The organism is Nonomuraea sp. NPDC049607, from assembly GCF_040675375.1.
In the GTDB taxonomy this organism is placed as follows: domain Bacteria; phylum Actinomycetota; class Actinomycetes; order Streptosporangiales; family Streptosporangiaceae; genus Nonomuraea.
The window spans coordinates 69,484-86,866 of sequence record NZ_JBFAOV010000039.1 but is presented as its reverse complement, the minus strand read 5'-3'; the positions used below and the strand labels follow the sequence as shown (position 1 = coordinate 86,866).

The 17,383-nt window shown below is 72.2% G+C and carries 15 protein-coding genes; 11 read left to right on the top strand and 4 right to left on the bottom strand.

The genetic code is table 11. The annotated features are described in order from the left end of the window. Positions 1-124 precede the first annotated feature (124 nt). The 4 genes from AB0J97_RS43620 to AB0J97_RS43605 are packed head-to-tail and all read right to left on the bottom strand — an operon-like array spanning position 125 to position 4,220. On the bottom strand, positions 125-886 hold the full coding sequence (locus AB0J97_RS43620; RefSeq protein WP_364100922.1) for an SDR family oxidoreductase: 762 nt from the start codon (positions 884-886) through the stop codon (positions 125-127). Continuing rightward, a complete protein-coding gene (locus tag AB0J97_RS43615) occupies positions 883-1,725 on the bottom strand; it encodes an amidohydrolase family protein (RefSeq protein WP_364100919.1) in 843 nt (280 codons plus the stop codon). The genes AB0J97_RS43620 and AB0J97_RS43615 overlap by 4 nt, the downstream gene beginning before the upstream one ends. Further along, positions 1,715-2,896 (bottom strand): mandelate racemase/muconate lactonizing enzyme family protein, encoded by a 1,182-nt coding sequence (locus AB0J97_RS43610; protein WP_364100916.1) that lies wholly within the window; start codon positions 2,894-2,896, stop codon positions 1,715-1,717. Before AB0J97_RS43610 ends, AB0J97_RS43615 begins: the two co-directional genes overlap by 11 nt. Continuing rightward, positions 2,883-4,220 (bottom strand): aspartate aminotransferase family protein, encoded by a 1,338-nt coding sequence (locus AB0J97_RS43605; RefSeq protein WP_357700522.1) that lies wholly within the window; start codon positions 4,218-4,220, stop codon positions 2,883-2,885. The genes AB0J97_RS43610 and AB0J97_RS43605 overlap by 14 nt, the downstream gene beginning before the upstream one ends. A 161-nt stretch (positions 4,221-4,381) precedes the next feature. Between AB0J97_RS43605 and AB0J97_RS43600 the strand changes: the two genes are divergently transcribed. The 11 genes from AB0J97_RS43600 (at position 4,382) to AB0J97_RS43550 (ending at position 17,381) form a co-directional block, all read left to right on the top strand. Continuing rightward, positions 4,382-5,179 (top strand): IclR family transcriptional regulator, encoded by a 798-nt coding sequence (locus AB0J97_RS43600; RefSeq protein WP_364100912.1) that lies wholly within the window; start codon positions 4,382-4,384, stop codon positions 5,177-5,179. A 172-nt stretch (positions 5,180-5,351) separates the two neighbouring features. Next, positions 5,352-7,301, top strand: a complete 1,950-nt coding sequence (locus AB0J97_RS43595; protein WP_364100909.1) for a hypothetical protein — start codon at positions 5,352-5,354, stop codon at positions 7,299-7,301. Positions 7,302-7,311: 10 nt separating this feature from the next. After that, positions 7,312-9,378 carry a hypothetical protein gene (locus tag AB0J97_RS43590; RefSeq protein ID WP_364100906.1) on the top strand — a complete coding sequence of 689 codons (2,067 nt, stop codon included), beginning with the start codon at positions 7,312-7,314 and terminating at the stop codon, positions 9,376-9,378. Further along, positions 9,379-10,599, top strand: coding sequence for a Gfo/Idh/MocA family oxidoreductase (locus tag AB0J97_RS43585; RefSeq protein ID WP_364100903.1), 1,221 nt, complete (start codon positions 9,379-9,381; stop codon positions 10,597-10,599). A gap of 12 nt (positions 10,600-10,611) precedes the next feature. Next, positions 10,612-11,835 (top strand): sugar ABC transporter substrate-binding protein, encoded by a 1,224-nt coding sequence (locus AB0J97_RS43580; protein WP_364100900.1) that lies wholly within the window; start codon positions 10,612-10,614, stop codon positions 11,833-11,835. Next, positions 11,835-12,689 carry a sugar ABC transporter permease gene (locus AB0J97_RS43575; protein ID WP_357700510.1) on the top strand — a complete coding sequence of 285 codons (855 nt, stop codon included), beginning with the start codon at positions 11,835-11,837 and terminating at the stop codon, positions 12,687-12,689. Before AB0J97_RS43580 ends, AB0J97_RS43575 begins: the two co-directional genes overlap by 1 nt. Next, entirely contained in the window at positions 12,686-13,531 is an 846-nt protein-coding gene (locus tag AB0J97_RS43570) for a carbohydrate ABC transporter permease (RefSeq protein ID WP_357700508.1), read from the top strand. Before AB0J97_RS43575 ends, AB0J97_RS43570 begins: the two co-directional genes overlap by 4 nt. Continuing rightward, positions 13,531-14,553 (top strand): NAD-dependent epimerase/dehydratase family protein, encoded by a 1,023-nt coding sequence (locus AB0J97_RS43565; protein ID WP_357700506.1) that lies wholly within the window; start codon positions 13,531-13,533, stop codon positions 14,551-14,553. The genes AB0J97_RS43570 and AB0J97_RS43565 overlap by 1 nt, the downstream gene beginning before the upstream one ends. After that, positions 14,553-15,569: a dihydrodipicolinate synthase family protein gene (locus AB0J97_RS43560; RefSeq protein ID WP_364100896.1), complete on the top strand. Its 1,017-nt coding sequence runs from the start codon at positions 14,553-14,555 to the stop codon at positions 15,567-15,569. The genes AB0J97_RS43565 and AB0J97_RS43560 overlap by 1 nt, the downstream gene beginning before the upstream one ends. Then, complete coding sequence (locus tag AB0J97_RS43555) at positions 15,553-16,527, top strand: hydroxyacid dehydrogenase (protein WP_364100893.1); 975 nt, start codon at positions 15,553-15,555, stop codon at positions 16,525-16,527. The genes AB0J97_RS43560 and AB0J97_RS43555 overlap by 17 nt, the downstream gene beginning before the upstream one ends. After that, positions 16,524-17,381, top strand: coding sequence for a GNAT family N-acetyltransferase (locus tag AB0J97_RS43550; RefSeq protein ID WP_357700500.1), 858 nt, complete (start codon positions 16,524-16,526; stop codon positions 17,379-17,381). The genes AB0J97_RS43555 and AB0J97_RS43550 overlap by 4 nt, the downstream gene beginning before the upstream one ends. The last annotated feature ends 2 nt before the right edge of the window (positions 17,382-17,383 follow it).

Genomic DNA, 17,383 nt, shown 5'->3' with positions numbered 1-17,383 from the left:
CTTTCTACCCCTCCCCCCCCGGGCCCCCGTTGGTTTTACCCCCCCCCGTGTTGAGCACCCCCCACACCCCCCCGCCGCCCCCCCCCCCCCCCCCCGCCCGCCCGCCGCAGGTCGGACGCGGGATTCAGGAACCGGGTCGCAGCGAGTTCCGGTACGGCGGCATGAACCTGAGCCGCGGCATCTGGTCGGCCAGCACCCCGCCGTCCACGACCAGGGTGGAGCCGGTGACGTAGCGGGCCGCCTCCGAAGCCAGGTAGGCGACCGCCCCGGCCACGTCGTCCGGCCTGCCGTACCTGCCCCGCAGCGGGATGCGCTCCTCCCACGCCGCCTCGAAGGCCTCGCGGTCGAAGGGGAAGTCGCCGTCGATCGGGGTGGCGATCATGCCGGGCGCGACGGCGTTGACGGTGATGCCGTGGGCTCCCAGCTCGGCGGCGAGCGAACGGGTGATCAGTTCCAGGGCGCCCTTGGAGGCGTTGTAGTGGGCCAGGCCGGCTTCGGCCATGAGGCCGTTCTTGGAGGAGACGGAGACGATCCGGCCCCGCACGCCGTCGGCGATCATGTGCTCGGCCACCCGCTGGGACAGGAAGAACGGCGCGTCGCAGTTGACCCGCATGACGGCCTGCCAGCCGGCCACGGTGATCTCGTTGAAGTGCTCAAGGCGAGCCACCCCGGCGTTGTTGACCAGGACGTGGATCGGCCCGTGGTCGCGCCGGACGTCGTCGGCGAGCCCGGCCAGGCCCTCGGTGTCGGCCAGGTCGAAGCCGTACGCGCAGCCCGCGCCCGGCCGGTCGACGGTGACCACCCGGTAGCCGTCGGCCGTCAGGCGCGCGGCGATGGCCTGGCCGAGGCCCCTGGCGGCCCCGGTGACCACGGCCAGTTCGGTCATGACAGCCCCAGCAGGTCGAGCGACGGGCGGTGGATGAGCTTCTCGATCTCCTCACGGTCCAGGGGCGGCAGCCCGGGGATGCCGGGGACCGCGCCGACCGCCCGCAGCCCCTCCACCGAGGCGTTCACCGTGGTGAAGGGGTAGTCGCTGCCGAACAGGAGCTTGGCCCACACGCCGTAGTCCTGGGCCAGGCGCAGGCTGTGCCAGAGCTGGAAGGGCCGGTAGTGCAGGGCCGAGACGTCGGCGTAGACGTGGCGGTGCTTGCGGATCACCGCGATGCACTCGCCCTCGTACGGGTGGCCGAGGTGGGCCAGGACCATGCGCAGCTCCGGATGCCTGATGGCGACCTCGTCCAGGTGCACCGGCAGGGCGTACCGCAGGGGGGCGGCCGAGACGAACGTGGTCCCGGTGTGCACGAGCAGCGGCAGGCCGTGGCGGGCGGCGTAGGCGTACAGGTCGTCCAGCTCGGGGGCGGCCGGGTCGAAGCCGGCGTACATCGGCATGAGCTTGATGCCGCGCAGCCCCAGGTCGCGGTGGCCGTGCTCCAGCTCGTCGCGCCAGCCGGGCTGGGTGGGGTCCAGCGACAGGTAGCCGATGAGCCGGTCGGGGTGCTCGGCCGCGTAGGCGGCCACGGCGGCGTCGTCCACCCACAGGCCCGAGCGCCTGGCCTTGCCGCCCACCACCACGGTACGGGTGCCGGGGGGCGAGGTGGCGGCGTAGTCCGCCCAGCGCACGGTCAGGTCGACGTGACCGCCGTGCGCGCGGGCGGACTCGGCCGCGAACGGGTCGCCGACGTCGTCCGGGCAGGTGAACAGATGGGAGTGGACGTCAACGATCACGCTTCTCCCAGCCCTCCTTGAACATGTTCCAGAACCGGTGGGAGGGCGGGTGCTCGGCGAAGACCTCGTCGGCCAGCTCGACGCCGAGCCCCGGCCGCTCCGGCAGCCCGATGTGGCCGTCGACCACGGGCAGGGCGCCCTTCAGCGCGTCGAAGACGTACGGCTCCAGCATGCCGTCGAACGTCTCCAGGACGAGCAGGTTGGGCATGCCGAGCACGGCGTGCACGGAGGCCGTGGTGCACAGCGGGGAGTTGGAGTTGTGCGGGGCGACCAGCATGGCGTGCACGTCGGCCTGCGCGGCGAGCTTCCTGATCTCGGTGAACCCGCCGGCCATCGACAGGTCGGGCTGGATGATGTCGACCGCGCCGGTGGCGAACAGCCGGGCGTACTCGTAGCGGTTGTGGAAGTGCTCGCCGCCGGAGATGGGCATGGCGGCGCGGGCGCGCAGTTCGGCGTAGCGCTCGATGTGCGTCCAGGGCAGCGGCTCCTCGAACCAGCCGAGGTCGAACGGCTCCAGCTCGCGCACCAGCCGGACGGCGGTCGGCATCGCGAAGCGGGCGTGCCCCTCGACGAAGAGGTCGAGGTCCGGCACGGCCTCGCGGACGGCCGCGACGATGTCGACCGAGAGCCGCAGCTCGGCCCGGGACAGCTCGCCCAGCCCGGCCCCGAACGGGTCGAACTTCAGCCCGGTGTAGCCGCGGGCGGCGACCTCCTTGGCCTTGGCCGCGAACACCTGCGGGTCGCGCTCGCCGGTGTACCAGCCGTTGGCGTAGACGCGCACCGAGTCGCGGCAGGCGCCGCCGGTCAGCCGGTAGGCGGGCACGCCCAGCGCCTTGCCCATGATGTCGTAGAGCGCCTGGTCGACGCCGGAGACGACGATGCCGCCGACGTCGCCGCCGCGCAGGAAGTCGCCCTGGTACATCCGCAGCCAGATCTCCTCGACGTCGAAGGGATCGGCGCCGATCAGGTGGCGCTGCGCCATGGCCTCGGTCAGCGAGCAGGTCTCCCGGCCCCGGTAGGGGTGGGTGATCTCGCCGATGCCGCTCAGACCTTCGTCGGTGTGGACGCGCACGTAGGAGAAGTCGCGCCAGGCGGTGCCGAGCGAGAGGGTCTCGACGCGGCTGATCCGGCCGGCGGGCCCGACCGGGCGCTTGGTGTCAACGGTGAGCATCGGCTCCGCCCATCGTGCTGGCGTCGGTGAGGTCGAGCACGTCGCCGCGGGCCAGGGTGGCCGCGGCGGCGGCCGCTTCGAGCAGGTGGTCGACGTCGGCGTCGGTGTGGGCGTAGGAGACGTGGCTGCGCTTGAGGTTCAGCGGCAGCTCGAAGATGCCGTGCTCCAGCAGGCGGCGGCGGTACCCGATGAACATGTTGGCATCATTGCGCAGCAGGTCGTCGTAGGTGCGGGCGGGTCCGGTCATGAAATATCCGACGAAGACCGAGCCGTAGCCGCTGACCAGCGCCGGGAGGTCCAGCGAGGCGAAGACCTCGGCCAGCCCGGTCCTGATCCGCTCGCCGAGGCGGAAGACGTGCTCGTGCACCGGCTGCTCGCGCAGCTTGCGCAGCGTGGCCAGGGCGGCCGCCACGACGGCCGGGTGGCCGTTGTAGGTGCCGGCGAAGAAGGCGGGGCCGCCGGGCCGCGAGCTGAACAGCTCCATGAGATCGGCGCGGCCTCCGAGCGCGCCCACCGGGTAGCCGTTCGCGATCGCCTTGCCCATGGTGGTGAGGTCGGGGGTGATGCCGGAGATCGCCTGCCAGCCACCCAGGTGGTGACGGAAGCCGGTGATGACCTCGTCGAAGATCAGCACGCTCCCCGACCTGGTGCACTCGGCGCGCAGCGTCTGGAGGAACTCCTGCTCGGGCAGCAGGCAGCCGACGTTGTGCGGCACCGGCTCCAGGATGACGGCGGCGATGTCGTCGCCGTGCTCGGCGAACGCCCGGCGGACGGCCTCCGCGTCGTTGAACGGCAGGACCAGCGTGGCCTGGAGCACCTCGGGCAGGATGCCGGTCGAGATCGGGTCGTGCGTGCCGACCTTCTCCGGCGTGGAGATCACGTTGAGGCTGACCGCGTCGTGCCAGCCGTGGTAGCAACCCTGGAACTTCACCACGAGCCGGCGGCCGGTCGCGGCCCTGGCCACGCGCAGGGCGTGGAAGGTGGCCTCGCTGCCGGTGCTGGTCAGGAGCACCTTCTCCACGCTCGGCACGAGTTCGGCCAGCGTCTCGGCCAGCTCGACCTCACCCGTGGTGACGCCGACTCCGCACAGGTCGACCGTACGGCCGGCCTCGGCGACGGCCGCGCCGACGTCGGGGTCGTTGTGGCCGAGCAGCGGCGGGCCGAAGGCGGCGTGGTAGTCGACGAACTCCCGTCCTTGCGAGTCGCGGAAGCGGGCGCCGGCGGCATGGGTGATCACCAGGTCGGTGAGCCCGGGGATGCTGCGCTGCCCGCTGTTCACGCCGCCGGGGATGACCTGGCGTGCGCGCTCGGCTAGGTGCTTCAAATCTCTCTCCTCTGACGCGCTTCCCGGCCCGGCCCGGCCTGGGGAGCGCTGGTCATCCGCCACAAATTCCGAACAGTGTTTGGCAATACCGAACAGATGAGGGAGATTGAAACACGAAGATGGGTGGGGGTCAACGATGAATTCCGCTAAGCTGTTCGGCTGTGACGAACACTGCTGCTGAGGAATCGCGATATTGGGTCCGCAGCGTCGCCCGCGCCGCCGAGGTGCTGGAGGTCCTGTCCCGTGTGGGGCCGGGCGGCGGCATGAGCGTGACCGAGATCGCCGCGGCCTGCGGGCTGAGCAAGAGCGCCGCCTTCGCCACGCTCTACACGCTGCGCGGCTACAGCCTGGTCGCCGACGACGGCGAGGGCATGAACCGCCGCTACCGGCTGGGCATGGCGCTGGCCAGGCTGGGGGCCAGGGCCCAGGCGCAGCTCTCGCTGCGCGACGTGGCGCGGCCGGCGCTGGTCGAGCTCACCGAGCGGACCGGGATGAACTCCAGGCTCGCCGTGCCCGAGGCCGGGCAGGCGGTCGTCGTCGACCAGGTGAGCAACGGCGAGCGCATCCAGGTCGACCTGCGGATGGGCACCAGGGAGCTGCCCCACTGCACCGGGCTGGGCAAGGCGCTGCTGGCCGAGATGAGCGACGAGGAGGTCGCCAAGGTCGTCGGCCACGTCGGGCTGCCGCGCCGGACCGGCCACACGATCACCGAGCTGCCGCTGCTGCTGGCCCACCTGAAGACCGTCAGGGAGCTCGGCTACGCGGTCGACGACGAGGAGGACGCCGACGGGATCTTCTGCATCGGCAGCGCGCTGCGCGACCACACCGGCGCCTGCGTGGGCGCGATCAGCATCACCTCGCTCAAGCGCGATCTGCCCGCCTGGCGCTACCAGGAGCTCGGCCGGGAGGTGCGGGAGACCGCGGCGATGATCTCCCAGCAGCTCGGGCATCCCGCGTGACGGCTTGACAGATCCGCCACCACTGTCTAGCGTCCTCGCCAATCGTTTCGGGCGAAGATCCGACTCCGAGCGCCGCGGCCCCGGCGCCGGACGTCCTGGGCCGCAGCGCCGCCGCCTGCCCGCCTTCGCACGCCCGGCCTTCCCATCACCCCGTTCCCGAAGGCCTCCCCCCATGAACCATGTAAGCGACGTCGCACGCCTGCTCGCGCTCGACGCCTCCCGACTCGCCGACGGCACGCTGCTGCGTGTCGCGGGCTACCATCGCGCCGGTGACGGCGGCGGCAAGCTCGTCCGCTGGGACGCGGCCTCCACCGCGCCCGCCAACGGCGGCACGGTCCTCGGCTCCGCGCCGAAGGGCCGCTGGATCCAGCTCCACGACGGCCGCCTCGACTTCCGGGCCTTCGGCGTCCTCGACCCCAAGTCGCCCGCGGACGCCGCGCTGGAGGCCATGGTCAACGACCCGGCCGTCTCCAGGATCGAGGCCCACACCGACCTCAACTTCGTCAGGCGCCACACCTTCCGGCGCTCGGACGTCGTGCTCGACTTCGGCGGCCACACCATGACCACCGAGGGCATCGAGAAGAACAGCCACGACAACCCCTTCGGCGCGGTCCTGTTCTTCCAGGGCGAGCGGACCCGGACCACCGTCACCGGCACGCTCACGGCCACGATCCCCGACCTGGCCGACGTCTTCGAGGTCGACTCCCGCTCGTTCCGGGTCGGCCAGTGGTGGGCCGTGGAGGTCGACGCGCTGGCGGGCACGTACGAGCGCGAGCTCCAGCGCCTGGTCCAGGTCACCCAGATCGTCGACGACCGGCACGTCCGGGTGAACTACAAGAACGGCTGGGAGCTGGCGGCCGGCCGTACGCTGACCTGGACGCTGGTCAACCCGGTCGAGCGCGTCGACGTGCGCGGCCTGCGCTTCGTGGCCGCGCCCGGCGGCGACGAGTACACCGGCTCGCACCCGATCGCCTACGAGTACGCCGTCCACTGCGACGTCGAGGACGTCCACGCCACCGGCAGCTTCTGGCCGGTGATCATGCGGCGCTGGTGCACCCACTTCCGCACCCGGCGCTGCAGCCTGAAGAACCCCCCGACCGTCATGTACGGCGGCGCGGGCTACCTGACCCAGCAGATCTACTGCCTGTACGGCCACGTCGCCGACTGCACCACCTCCAACGTCCGCCACCTCAACGACTTCACCGCCAGCGCCTACTGCACGGTCGAGAACTGCCACGGCGACGGCGACGACGAGGGCGGCAACCCCTTCACCACCCACGGCCAGTACGAGCACGACCTGGTCTTCACCGGCAACTCCGGCCTCATGGACATCGCCAACAGCGGCGCCCTATGGGGCACCAGCGCCAAGCGCATCACCGTGCGCAAGCACCTGTGCTCGTGGTTCGTGGCCGGAACGAAGATCACCGACCTGACGCTGGAGGACGTGCGGGTGATCCCCCGCTCGACGTTCGACCCGGCGGGAACGCTCCAGGTGAACGCCGACGGCCTGCACATGCGCGGCTGCTCGGCCAGAACCGTCGCGATCGGCCAGCGCTCCAACCGCTCCGGCCGCCCCAACGTCATCGAGGGCTGCTCCTTCGACCTGCCCAAGGACCAGGTGCTGGTCCAGACGCCGGTGAGCAACGCGCTGCACTTCAAGGAGTGCGTCATCACCGGGCTCGACGGCGCCACGCTGCGCGGCTCCGGTCCCCTGCGCCTCACCGGGTGCGTCCTGAGCGGCAAGGGCCAGGTCTCGCTGGGCTCGTCCGACGTCGTGATCAGCGGCGGCCGGGTCGACGGCGTGCGGATCGAACTGAGCGCCGTACGCGACCAGCGGCTGCGCCTGGAGGGCGTCACGCTGGACGGCGCCGTCCTCGGCCGTGCCGCCGGTCCGGGCGTCCTGACCTGGGAACTGGCCGCCTGCACGGCCGACGCCACCCGCGTCGAGCTGACCGGCGGCGACAACCGCTTCCGCGCCGCCGGCTCCCGCTTCACCGGCGGCCGCCTCGACCTGACCGCCGCCACCGTCCTGGTGCACACCGGCTGCACCGAGGAGGGCGTCGAGCGCGCCTTCCCGCCCGCCGGCCCCCGCGTCCTCATCGCCGACACCCTCGCACTGTAAGGAACCACCCATGGAACGTCGTGACATCCTGCGCGTCACCGGTTTAGCGGCTGTCGGCACCGTCCTGGCGGCCAGGCCCGCGCTCGCCGAGCCGGACAAGAAGCCCAAGGACGAGGTGCAGGCGGTCGGCACCGTCGCCGAGCTGCTCGCCTTCGAGGCCGCCAAGCTGGCGGACGGCACGCTGGCGCAGGTCGCGGGCTATCTCAAGCCGGGCGACGGCGGCGGCAAGCTCGTGCGGTGGGACGCGGCCTCCACGTCCGCCGCCAACGGCGGCACCGTGCTCGGCTCCGCGCCGAAGGGCCGCTGGATCCAGCTCCACGACGGCTGCCTCGACTTCCGGGCCTTCGGCGTCTTCGACGACAGGACGCCCGCGGACGCCGCCCTGGAGGCCATGGTCAACGACCCCGCCGTCTCCAGGATCGAGGCCCACAGCGACCTCAACTTCGTCAAGCGGCACAAGTTCCAGCGCTCCGGCCTGGTGCTGGACTTCGGCGGTCACACGATGCGCACCGTGGGCATCGAGAAGGCCGGCCAGGACGACCCGTTCGCGGCGGTCATGTTCTTCCGCGGCAAGGTCACCTCGACCACGGTCACCCACAAGCTGGGCGCCGCGGTGCCCGACCTGTCGGACGTCTTCGAGGTCGCCGACTCCGCCGCCTTCAAGGTCGGGCAGTGGTGGAGCGCCGAGGTCAACGCGCTGTCCGGCCGCTGGGAGCGCGAGCTGCAGAAGCTGGTCGAGATCACCCAGATCGTCGACGGCACGCACATCCGGGTGAACTACAAGAACGGCTGGGAGCTGGCCGCCGGCCGGACGATCACCTGGACGCTCGTCGAGCCGGTCGAGCGCGTGCACGTGCGCAACCTGCGCTTCGAGGGCGTCGCGGACGGCGACCAGTACACCGGCTCGCACCCGCTGGCCTACGAGTACGCCGTCCACTGCGACGTCGAGGGCCTCCACGGCACGGGCACGTTCTGGCCGCTGATCATGCGGCGCTGGGCCACCCACTTCCGCACCGAGCGCTGCACCCTGAAGAACCCCGCCAGCGTGACCTGGGGCGGCGCGGGCTACCTGACCCAGCAGATCTACTGCCTGTACGGCCACGTCCGCGACTGCCACACGGCCAACGCCCGCCACCTGAACGACTTCACCGCCAGCGCCTACTGCTACGTGGAGAACTGCCACGGCGACGGCGACGACCAGGGGCCGTTCGTCACCCACGGCCAGTACGAGCACGACCTGACCTACACCGGCAACTCGGGCCTGATGACCTTCGCCAACTCCGGCGCGGCCTGGGGCTCGGCGGCCAAGCGGATCACCGTGCGCAAGCACGTCTGCTCGTGGTTCGTGGCCCGGGTGAAGATCACCGACCTGACGCTGGAGGACCTCCAGGTCATCGGCAAGCCGTCGCTGGAGGGCTCGGGCATGATCTGGGTCAACGCCGACGGCGTGCAGATGCGCGGCTGCTCGGCCAGCCACACGCTGATCGTCTCCCAGCAGTCGAAGTTGTCGCGCCGTCCCAATCTGATCGAGGGCTGCGTCTTCACCGTCCCGGCCAAGAGCGAGATCGTCCAGGCGAACGTGACCGCGCCGGTGCACGTCAGCCGCACCACGTTCCACGGCCTGAACGGCAACGCCTTCAACGGCGCCGACCTGCGCCTGTCCGGCTCCACGCTGAACGGCGCCGAGGGCGCGGCCCCGCTGGTCCTCGCCGGGTCGGTGTCGCTGACCGGCTGCACGGTCAAGAACGTGGGCCTGGCCGCCGCCGGCAAGGCCGACCAGCGCGTCCGCCTCGACGGCGGCACCGAGCTGGCCGAGGCCGGGCTGTCGCGGGTGGACGGCGCCGGGCTGGTCTCCTGGCAGCTCGCCGGGGTCCGGAGCCAGAACGCCGGAGCCCACGTCCAGCTCGACTCCGGCAGGAACCGTTACGCGGCGACCGGCTGCCAGTTCGGCGGCGGCCGCCTGTCGATCAAGGCCTTCGAGGTGGTCCAGCACACGGGCAACGTCGAGGAGGGCGTCGCCAGGGAGCTGCCGGCCGACGGGCCGAAGGTCCTTACCTCGGGAAATCTGGTGATTTAGGTGCGTAAAGTAACGCTGGCCGTCGCGGGGGCGGGCAACCGGGGGCAGACCTACGCCTCCTGGATCGCCGCCCACCCCGACCGGGCGGAGCTGGTCGCCGTGGCCGACCCCGACCCCGTCCGCCGGGCCAGGCTGGCCGGGCCCGGGGTGCGCGAGTTCGGCGACTGGCGCGAACTGCTGTGCGAGCGGGTGGCCGACGCCGTCGTCCTGTCCACCCAGGACCGCCTGCACGTCGAGCCCGCCATCGCCCTGGCGCGGGCGGGCTACGCGCTGCTCCTGGAGAAGCCCATGGCGCCGACCGAGCAGGAGTGCCGCGAGATCGTGTCGGCCGTCGGCGGGACGGGCGTGCTGCTCGCCGTCTGCCACGTGCTGCGCTACACGCCCTACACCGCGCTGGTGAAGGAGACCGTGGACAGCGGGGTGCTCGGCGAGGTCATGAGCGTCGAGCACCTGGAGCCGGTCGGCTGGTGGCATCAGGCGCACTCCTACGTGCGTGGCCCCTGGCGCAGCGAGCGCCTGGCCAGCCCGATGCTGCTGGCCAAGTCCTCCCACGACCTGGACTGGCTGGCCTACGTCACCGGGCTCAGGATCGAGAAGGTCGCCAGTTTCGGTTCGCTCGGCCACTTCAGGCCCGAGCGGCGACCGGCGCAGGCCGCCGACCGCTGCCTCGACTGCGTGCTGGAGCCCGGGTGCCCGTACTCGGCGCCGCGGCTGTACCTGAACCGCGGCTACGACTGGCCGACCAGCGTCCTGGGCGAGAACGAGGAGCAGGTCATGGACGCCCTGCGCACCGGCCCGTACGGCAGGTGCGTGTACGCCTGCGACAACGACGTGGTCGACCACCAGGTGCTCGCCATGGAGCTGACCGGCGGGGCGACCGCGACGTTCACCATGACCGCCTTCACCGAGCAGACCCACCGCCAGACGAAGATCTTCGGCACCCACGGGCGGCTGATCGGCGACGGCGAGTCGGTCGAGGTGCTCGACTTCCGCGACGGCCGCAGCACCCGTCGCGACGTCACCGAGACCGGCTCGAACGCCGGCGACGGCCACGGCGGCGGGGACGACGGCGTGATGGACGCCTTCGTCACCGCGCTGGCCACCGGCGACCCCGCACACGTGCGCTCGGGCCCCACCGAGTCGCTCCACAGCCACCTCGCGGTCTTCGCCGCCGAGAAGGCCCGGCACAGCGGCACGGTCGTCACCGTGCCGGCATCCTAGGAAGGAACGATCATGCGACTGCGCGCGCTGGCCGCCGCTGCGGCCGCCCTCGGCACCCTGACCGCCTGCGGCGGCGGCTCCGGAGGCGACGAGAAGCAGACCGTGACCATGTGGATCTACCCGAACATCGCCGACCAGACCAAGCACCAGGCGTTCTGGGACGAGCAGACCAAGGCGTTCGAGGCGGCCAACCCGAACATCGACGTCAAGGTCGAGATCTACCCGTGGGCCAAGCGCGACGAGGCGCTGTCCACGGCGATCGCCGGCAACAAGGCGCCCGACGTGGTCTACCTCATCCCCGACCAGCTCCCCAAGTACGGCAGGACGCTGGAGCCGGTGGACGCCTACCTCGCCGACAAGGCCGACTACCGGGACAACGCCCTGAAGTCGGTCACCATCGACGGCAAGGTCATGGGCGCGCCGATCCTCATGTCGGCCAACCCGCTGGTCTGCAACCAGAAGGCCTTCGACGCCGCCGGGATCACCGAGTTCCCCAAGACCTGGAACGACGTGCTCACCCTGGCCCCGAAGTTCAAGGCCAAGGACGTGGACGTCACCAACTACTGGGCCGACCCCGCCGCCACCCTCAACCAGTCCTTCTACCCGCTGCTGTGGCAGGCGGGCGGCGACGTGTTCAGCCCCGACGGCAGGTCGGCGGCCTTCGGCGGCCCCGAGGGCGTCAAGGCGCTGACGTTCCTGAAGAACCTGGCCGACGGCGGCTTCGTGGAGAAGGACCTGCTGACCGGGCTGCCCAAGTTCGAGCAGACCAGGACCGCGCAGAACAAGGTGGCCTGCACCTGGCAGCAGCTCCCCGCCGACGTCGAGTCGTTCTGGGGCAAGGAGAACATCAAGGTGCTGCCGCCGCTGACCGACGCCAAGCAGGTCGCCTACGGCACCGTCGGCTCGCTGTCCCTGCTCAAGGCCTCCGACAACAAGGAGGCGGCGGGCAAGTGGATCGGCTTCGCCACCGGCGCGGCCCCGAGCAAGGCCTACGACCTGGCCTCCGGCTACTTCTCCCCGCGCAAGTCCACCGGCTCGCTGTACGCGGACGACCCGGTGCAGGCCGAGGTGGAGAAGGCGCTCGACCTGACCACGGCCGGGCCGCTGCACGAGAAGGCGCGTGACGTGATGGGCGTCCTGGCTCCCGAGATCCAGGCCGCGCTGATCGGCAAGAAGACGCCCGAGCAGGCGCTCGCCGACGCGGCCAAGGCCGCGGACGCGCTGCTGGGTGGCTGATGGCGGCGATCGACGTCAGGCGGTGGGAGGCGCGGACCGGACTGCTGTTCGTCCTGCCGTGCCTCCTGCTCTTCCTGCTGTTCCGGTTCGGCCCGTCCGTCGCCGGGGTGCTGCTGGGGTTCTTCGACTCCTCCATCGGCGCCAGCCCGGAGTGGACCGGCGTGGACAACTACCGGCGGATGGCCGCCGACCCCGTCTTCTGGGAGTCGCTGCGCATCACGCTGATCTACACGATCCTGTACGTGCCGGCGTCGATGGCGGCCTCGGTGGGCATGGCGCTGCTGGTGCGCCGCGCCTTCCGCGGGGCCGCGTTCTTCCGCTCGGTCTTCTTCCTGCCCGTCGTCACCAGCCTGGTCCTGGCCGGGACGGTCTTCACCTGGCTGTTCTCCTCCGAGGGGCCGATCACCAAGCTCACCGGGCAGTCCTGGCTGGCCTCCACCACGCTGGTCATCCCGGCGCTGGTGATCGTCTCGGTCTGGTCCAGGTTCGGGTACGGCATGCTGATCGTCCTGGCCCGGCTCCAGGACCTGCCGCGGGAGCTGGAGGAGGCCGCGCTCACCGACGGCGCCTCCACCTGGCAGCGGTTCCGCTACATCGTGGCCCCGCAGCTGCGCCCCGCGCTGTTCTTCGTCGCCGTCATCGAGACGACCAACTCCTTCCAGGTGTTCGACCTGGTCTACGTGATGACCGGCGGCGGCCCGGCGCACGGCAGCTTCACGCTGGTCATGGCCCTGTACGAGCAGGCGTTCAAGAACTTCGACTTCGGCTACGCCAGCGCCATCGGCGTCGCGCTGTTCGTCATGACCCTCGTGGTCGCGCTGATCCAGCGCCTGATCATCGGGAGGTCGAAGTGACGAAGTATCGCTCGTACAAGGCGCTGGAGCCGACGAGGGGCGGGAAGGTCGTCAGGTTCGTCCTGCTGGCCGTCGCCACGCCGGTCACGCTGTTCCCCTTCTACGCGATGGTCGTGCTGTCGCTGAAGCCGGGCACGGCCGTGACGTTCCCGGAGAGCATGCTGCCCTGGCCGGTCGACTTCGGCGCCTACGGCGAGGTGCTGGGCGGGCGCGACCTGGTCACCTGGACGGTCAACACGCTGATCTACTCCGTGGTCAGCGTGGTGGCCGTGCTCCTGCTGGCCTCGCTGGCCGGGTACGCCTTCGCCAAGAAACGGTTCCCCGGCCGCGAGCCCATGTTCTGGTCGTTCCTGGCCATGGTCATGGTGCCCTACCACGTGACGCTCATCCCGACCTTCATGCTCATCGCCGAGCTGGGCGGGGTGGACACCTACTGGGGGCTGATCCTGCCGACGCTCGCCAACGCGCAGGCGGTCTTCCTCATGCGGCAGTTCATCATGGGCCTGCCGGACGAGCTGTTCGAGGCGGCCCGGCTCGACGGCGCCTCCGAGTGGCGGATCTTCATCAGGATCGTCCTGCCGCTGTGCAAGCCGATCCTGGCCACGCTGGGCGTCTTCGTCTTCCTGTGGCACTGGAACGACCTGCTCTGGCCGCTCATCATCGGCGGCGGCGCCGACATGCGCACCCTGACCGTGGGCATCGCCTCCCTGCAGACGGAGAACGTGCCGCTCAGCGTGGTGCTGGCCGGGGCCACGGTCGCGTTCGTACCGATCTTCGCCGCCTACCTGGTCGGCCAGCGCTATTTCACCGAAGGAGTCACGATGTCGGGGATCAAGGGTTGATGTTCACCTCCGTCGACGAACTGGAAGAGCGCCTCACGCGGCCGTCCGAGTCGCTCGTGGCCGACCTCGCCGCCGGCTCCGGCGACCTGGTCGTGCTGGGCGCCGGGGGCAAGATGGGGCCCACGTTGTGCCGCCTGGCCCGGCGCGGCCTGGACGCCGCCGGGCGCGGCGCCGACCGCGTCTTCGCCGTCTCCCGCTGGTCCGACCGCGCGGCCGCCGGCGCCCTCGCCGCGCACGGCGTGGACGTCGTCCCCTTCGACCTGCTCGACGGCGACCTGGGCACGCTGCCCGACGCCGGGGACGTGGTCTTCATGGTCGGGGCGAAGTTCGGCACGTCGGCCGCGCCGTACCTCGCCTGGGTCGTCAACGCGGCCCTGCCCGCCCGCGTCGCCGACAGGTACGGCCACGCGCGCGTCGCCGCGTTGTCCACGGGCAACGTCTACCCGCTGGTGCCCGTCTCGTCGGGCGGCAGCGCCGAGGGCGACCCGGTCGGGCCGGTGGGCGAGTACGCGATGAGCTGCCTCGGACGCGAGCGCATCTTCGAGCACGCGGCCGCCACCCGCGGCACGGCCGTGACGCTCGTCCGCCTCAACTACGCGGTGGACCTGCGGTACGGCGTGCTCGCCGACATCGGGCAGCGGGTGCTGTCCGGCGCCCCGGTGGACGTGACGACCGGCCACGTCAACGTGGTCTGGCAGGGCTACGCCAACGAGGTCGTGCTGCGCTCGCTCGCCCACGCCACGTCGGGCACGCCGTTCACGCTGAACCTGACCGGCCCCGAGACGGCCTCGGTGCGCCGGGTGGCCGCCGCCTTCGGCGCGCGTCTGGGCACGCCGGTGTCCTTCGAGGGGTCCGAGGCCGCGACGGCGCTGCTGAACGACGCCACCCTCTGTCACCGGCTCTTCGGCTACCCGGACGTCCCGCTGGGCACGCTCGTCGACTGGCAGGCCGCCTGGCTGTCCGCCGGCCTGCCGACGTCGGGCAAACCCACCAAGTTCGCCGTACGAGACGGGAGATTCTGATGCTCACGCCGAATGCCGCGCTGTCGCGCCTGCGGGCGGGGACCGTCATCCCCGCGCACCCGCTCGCGCTGACCGCGGACCGGACGCTGGACGAGCGCCGCCAGGCCGCCCTCACCCGGTACTACCTGGCGGCGGGCGCCGGCGGCCTGGCCGTGGGCGTGCACACGACCCAGTTCGAGATCCGCCGGGCGGGGCTGCTGGAGCCGGTCCTCCGCCTGGCCGCCGACGTGAGCCGGGAGTCCGCCCGGCGGTCTTCCGGGGAGCCGCCGGTGCTCGTCGCCGGGGCGTGCGGCCCGACCGCGCAGGCGGTGGCCGAGGCCGAGCTGGCCGCCTCCCTCGGGTACGACGCCGTGCTGCTGTCGCCGGTCGTGCCGGGCGCCTCCGAGGGCGACCTGCTGGCGCGGGCCGCGGCCGTGGGCGAGGTGCTGCCGGTCGTCGGCTTCTACCTGCAGACGGCCATCGGCGGGCCGGTGCTGTCGCGCGGCTTCTGGCGGGCGCTGGCCGACCAGCCGTCCACGGTCGCGGTGAAGGTGGCGGCGTTCGACCGCTACCGCTCGCTGGACGTGGCGCACGGGGTGGCCGCCTCCGACCGGGCCGACCAGGTCGCGCTGTACACGGGCAACGACGACCACATCATCGGCGACCTGCTGGCCGAGCTGCCCGGCGGGGCGCGCTTCGTCGGCGGGCTGCTCGGCCAGTGGGCGGTCTGGACCCGGGCGGCGGTGGCGATGGCCGAGGGCCTGCGCGACGACCCGGCGCCGTGGTGGGGCCGGGCCACGGCGCTCACCGACGCCAACGCCGCCGTCTTCGACGCCGCCAACGCCTTCGCCGGGTGCATCGCCGGCGTGCACGAGGTGCTGCGCAGGCAGGGCCTGCTGGCGGGCACCTGGTGCCTCGACCCCGCCGAGGGCCTGTCCCCCGGCCAGGCCGAGGAGCTGACCCGCGTCAGCGCCACCTACCCGTGGCTGACCGACGACGACTTCGTGGCGGAACACCGCGATGCCTGGCTCTCCTGACTCCCCCGTGCGCGTCCTGGTCAGCGTCCCGCCGGGGTTGCGTGCGCAGTTCTTCCCCGATCCCGCCGCCCTGACCGCCCTGGGGGACGTGCGGCTGATCGACGACCACCGCGCGCTGCCCGAGGCGCTGCCCGGCACCGAGGTGCTGGTGACGTCGTGGGGGGTGCCGCCGCTCACCGCCGAGCTGCTCGACCGGGCGCCTGGGCTGCGGCTGGTCGCGCACACCGGGGCGACGGTCAAGCCGTTCGTCACCGGCGAGCTGTGGGCGCGCGGCGTCCGGGTGACGCAGGCGGGCGCGGGCATGGCGCGGTCGGTCGCGGAGGTGGCGCTGACCTTCACGCTGGCGCTGCTGCACCAGGTGCACCGCTTCGACCACGCCCTGCGCGGCGGCCTGCCGTGGGAGGAGGCCGAGCGCGCGCCGGCCAGGCGGGAGATCCTCGGCTGCCCGATCGGCGTCATCGGCGCCTCCAGGACCGGCCGCGCCTACCTCGACCTGGTCCGCGCCCTCGGCGCCGAGGTCACCGTGGCCGACCCGTACCACGAGGGCGCCGTCGAGCTGGACGAGCTGCTGTCCACCAGCCGGATCGTCGCCGTGCACGCCCCGGCGCTGCCGGAGACGCGCCACCTGCTCGGGGCGCGGGAGCTGGCGCTGATGCCCGACGGCGCCGGGCTGGTCAACACCGCCCGGTCGTGGCTGGTCGACGAGGCCGCCCTGCTGGCCGAGCTGCGCACGGGACGGCTGGACGCGGCGATCGACGTCTTCGACGAGGAGCCGCTGCCGGTCGGGCACCCGTTCCGCGGGCTGCCGAACGTGCTGCTCACCCCGCACCAGGCGGCCGGCACCGACTCGGGCCGGGCCCGCCAGGGCAGGCTGGTGGTCGAGGAGATCGCCCGGTACGCCGGCGGCGTCCCGCTGGAGCACGAGGTGACGCCGGAGCACCTGGGGAGGATGGGGTGACGCCGCTGCGCACCGCCCGTCCCGGCGACCGCGAGGCGCTCCACGCGCTGTGGGCCGCCTGCTTCGACGCCCCGCACGTGGTGCCCCTGTACGAGACCGACCCCGGCCGGTACGGCAGGACGTTCGTGACCGGCGACGTGTCGGCGTGCGTGTACTACCTGCCGCGCCGGGTCCACGACGGCCTGGGCGGCGAGGTGCTGGTGGGCGGGGTGGCCAACGTCGCCGCCCATCCGTCGGTGCGCGGCCGGGGGCACGTCCGGCGGCTGCTGGCGATGGCTACCGAGGCGATGGCGGCCGACGGCTGCGCCTGGTCGCTGCTGTTCACCGGCACGCCCGGGGTCTACAAGGAGTGGTCCGTCTTCGAGCTGCGGACCGTGTCCGGCCCGCTGCGCCGGCCCGCCGCGGGCGGGCGGAGGTTGCGCGGGCTCGCCGCGGGTGACGCGGCCCTCCTGCGTGACCTGTACGACCGGCACAACGCGCGGCGTCCGCTGACCGCCGTGCGGGACGAGGCGCACTGGCGCGACCGGCTGCCGATCTGGTACGGCGACCCGGTCGAACTGCTGGCCGGGGACGCCGGGTACGCCGCCGTCCGGTGGGAGGGCGGCGTGCTCGACGTGCTGGAGGTCGCCGGGGACGTGCCCGAGGTGCTCTCCGCCCTGGCCGCCGAGGCGGAAGCCAGGGGCGTCGGCACCGGCAGGGCCAGGCTGACCTGGGACGACCCGGCCCTGCCGCACCTGTTCGCGAGCGTCGTCCCGGAGCGGGACCGCACGGGGATGGCCCGCGCGGTCCTGGGCGACCCGGCGCCCGTGGTCGGCGCGGCGAACGCCGCCCACTGGCCGGCCGACTACTTCTGACA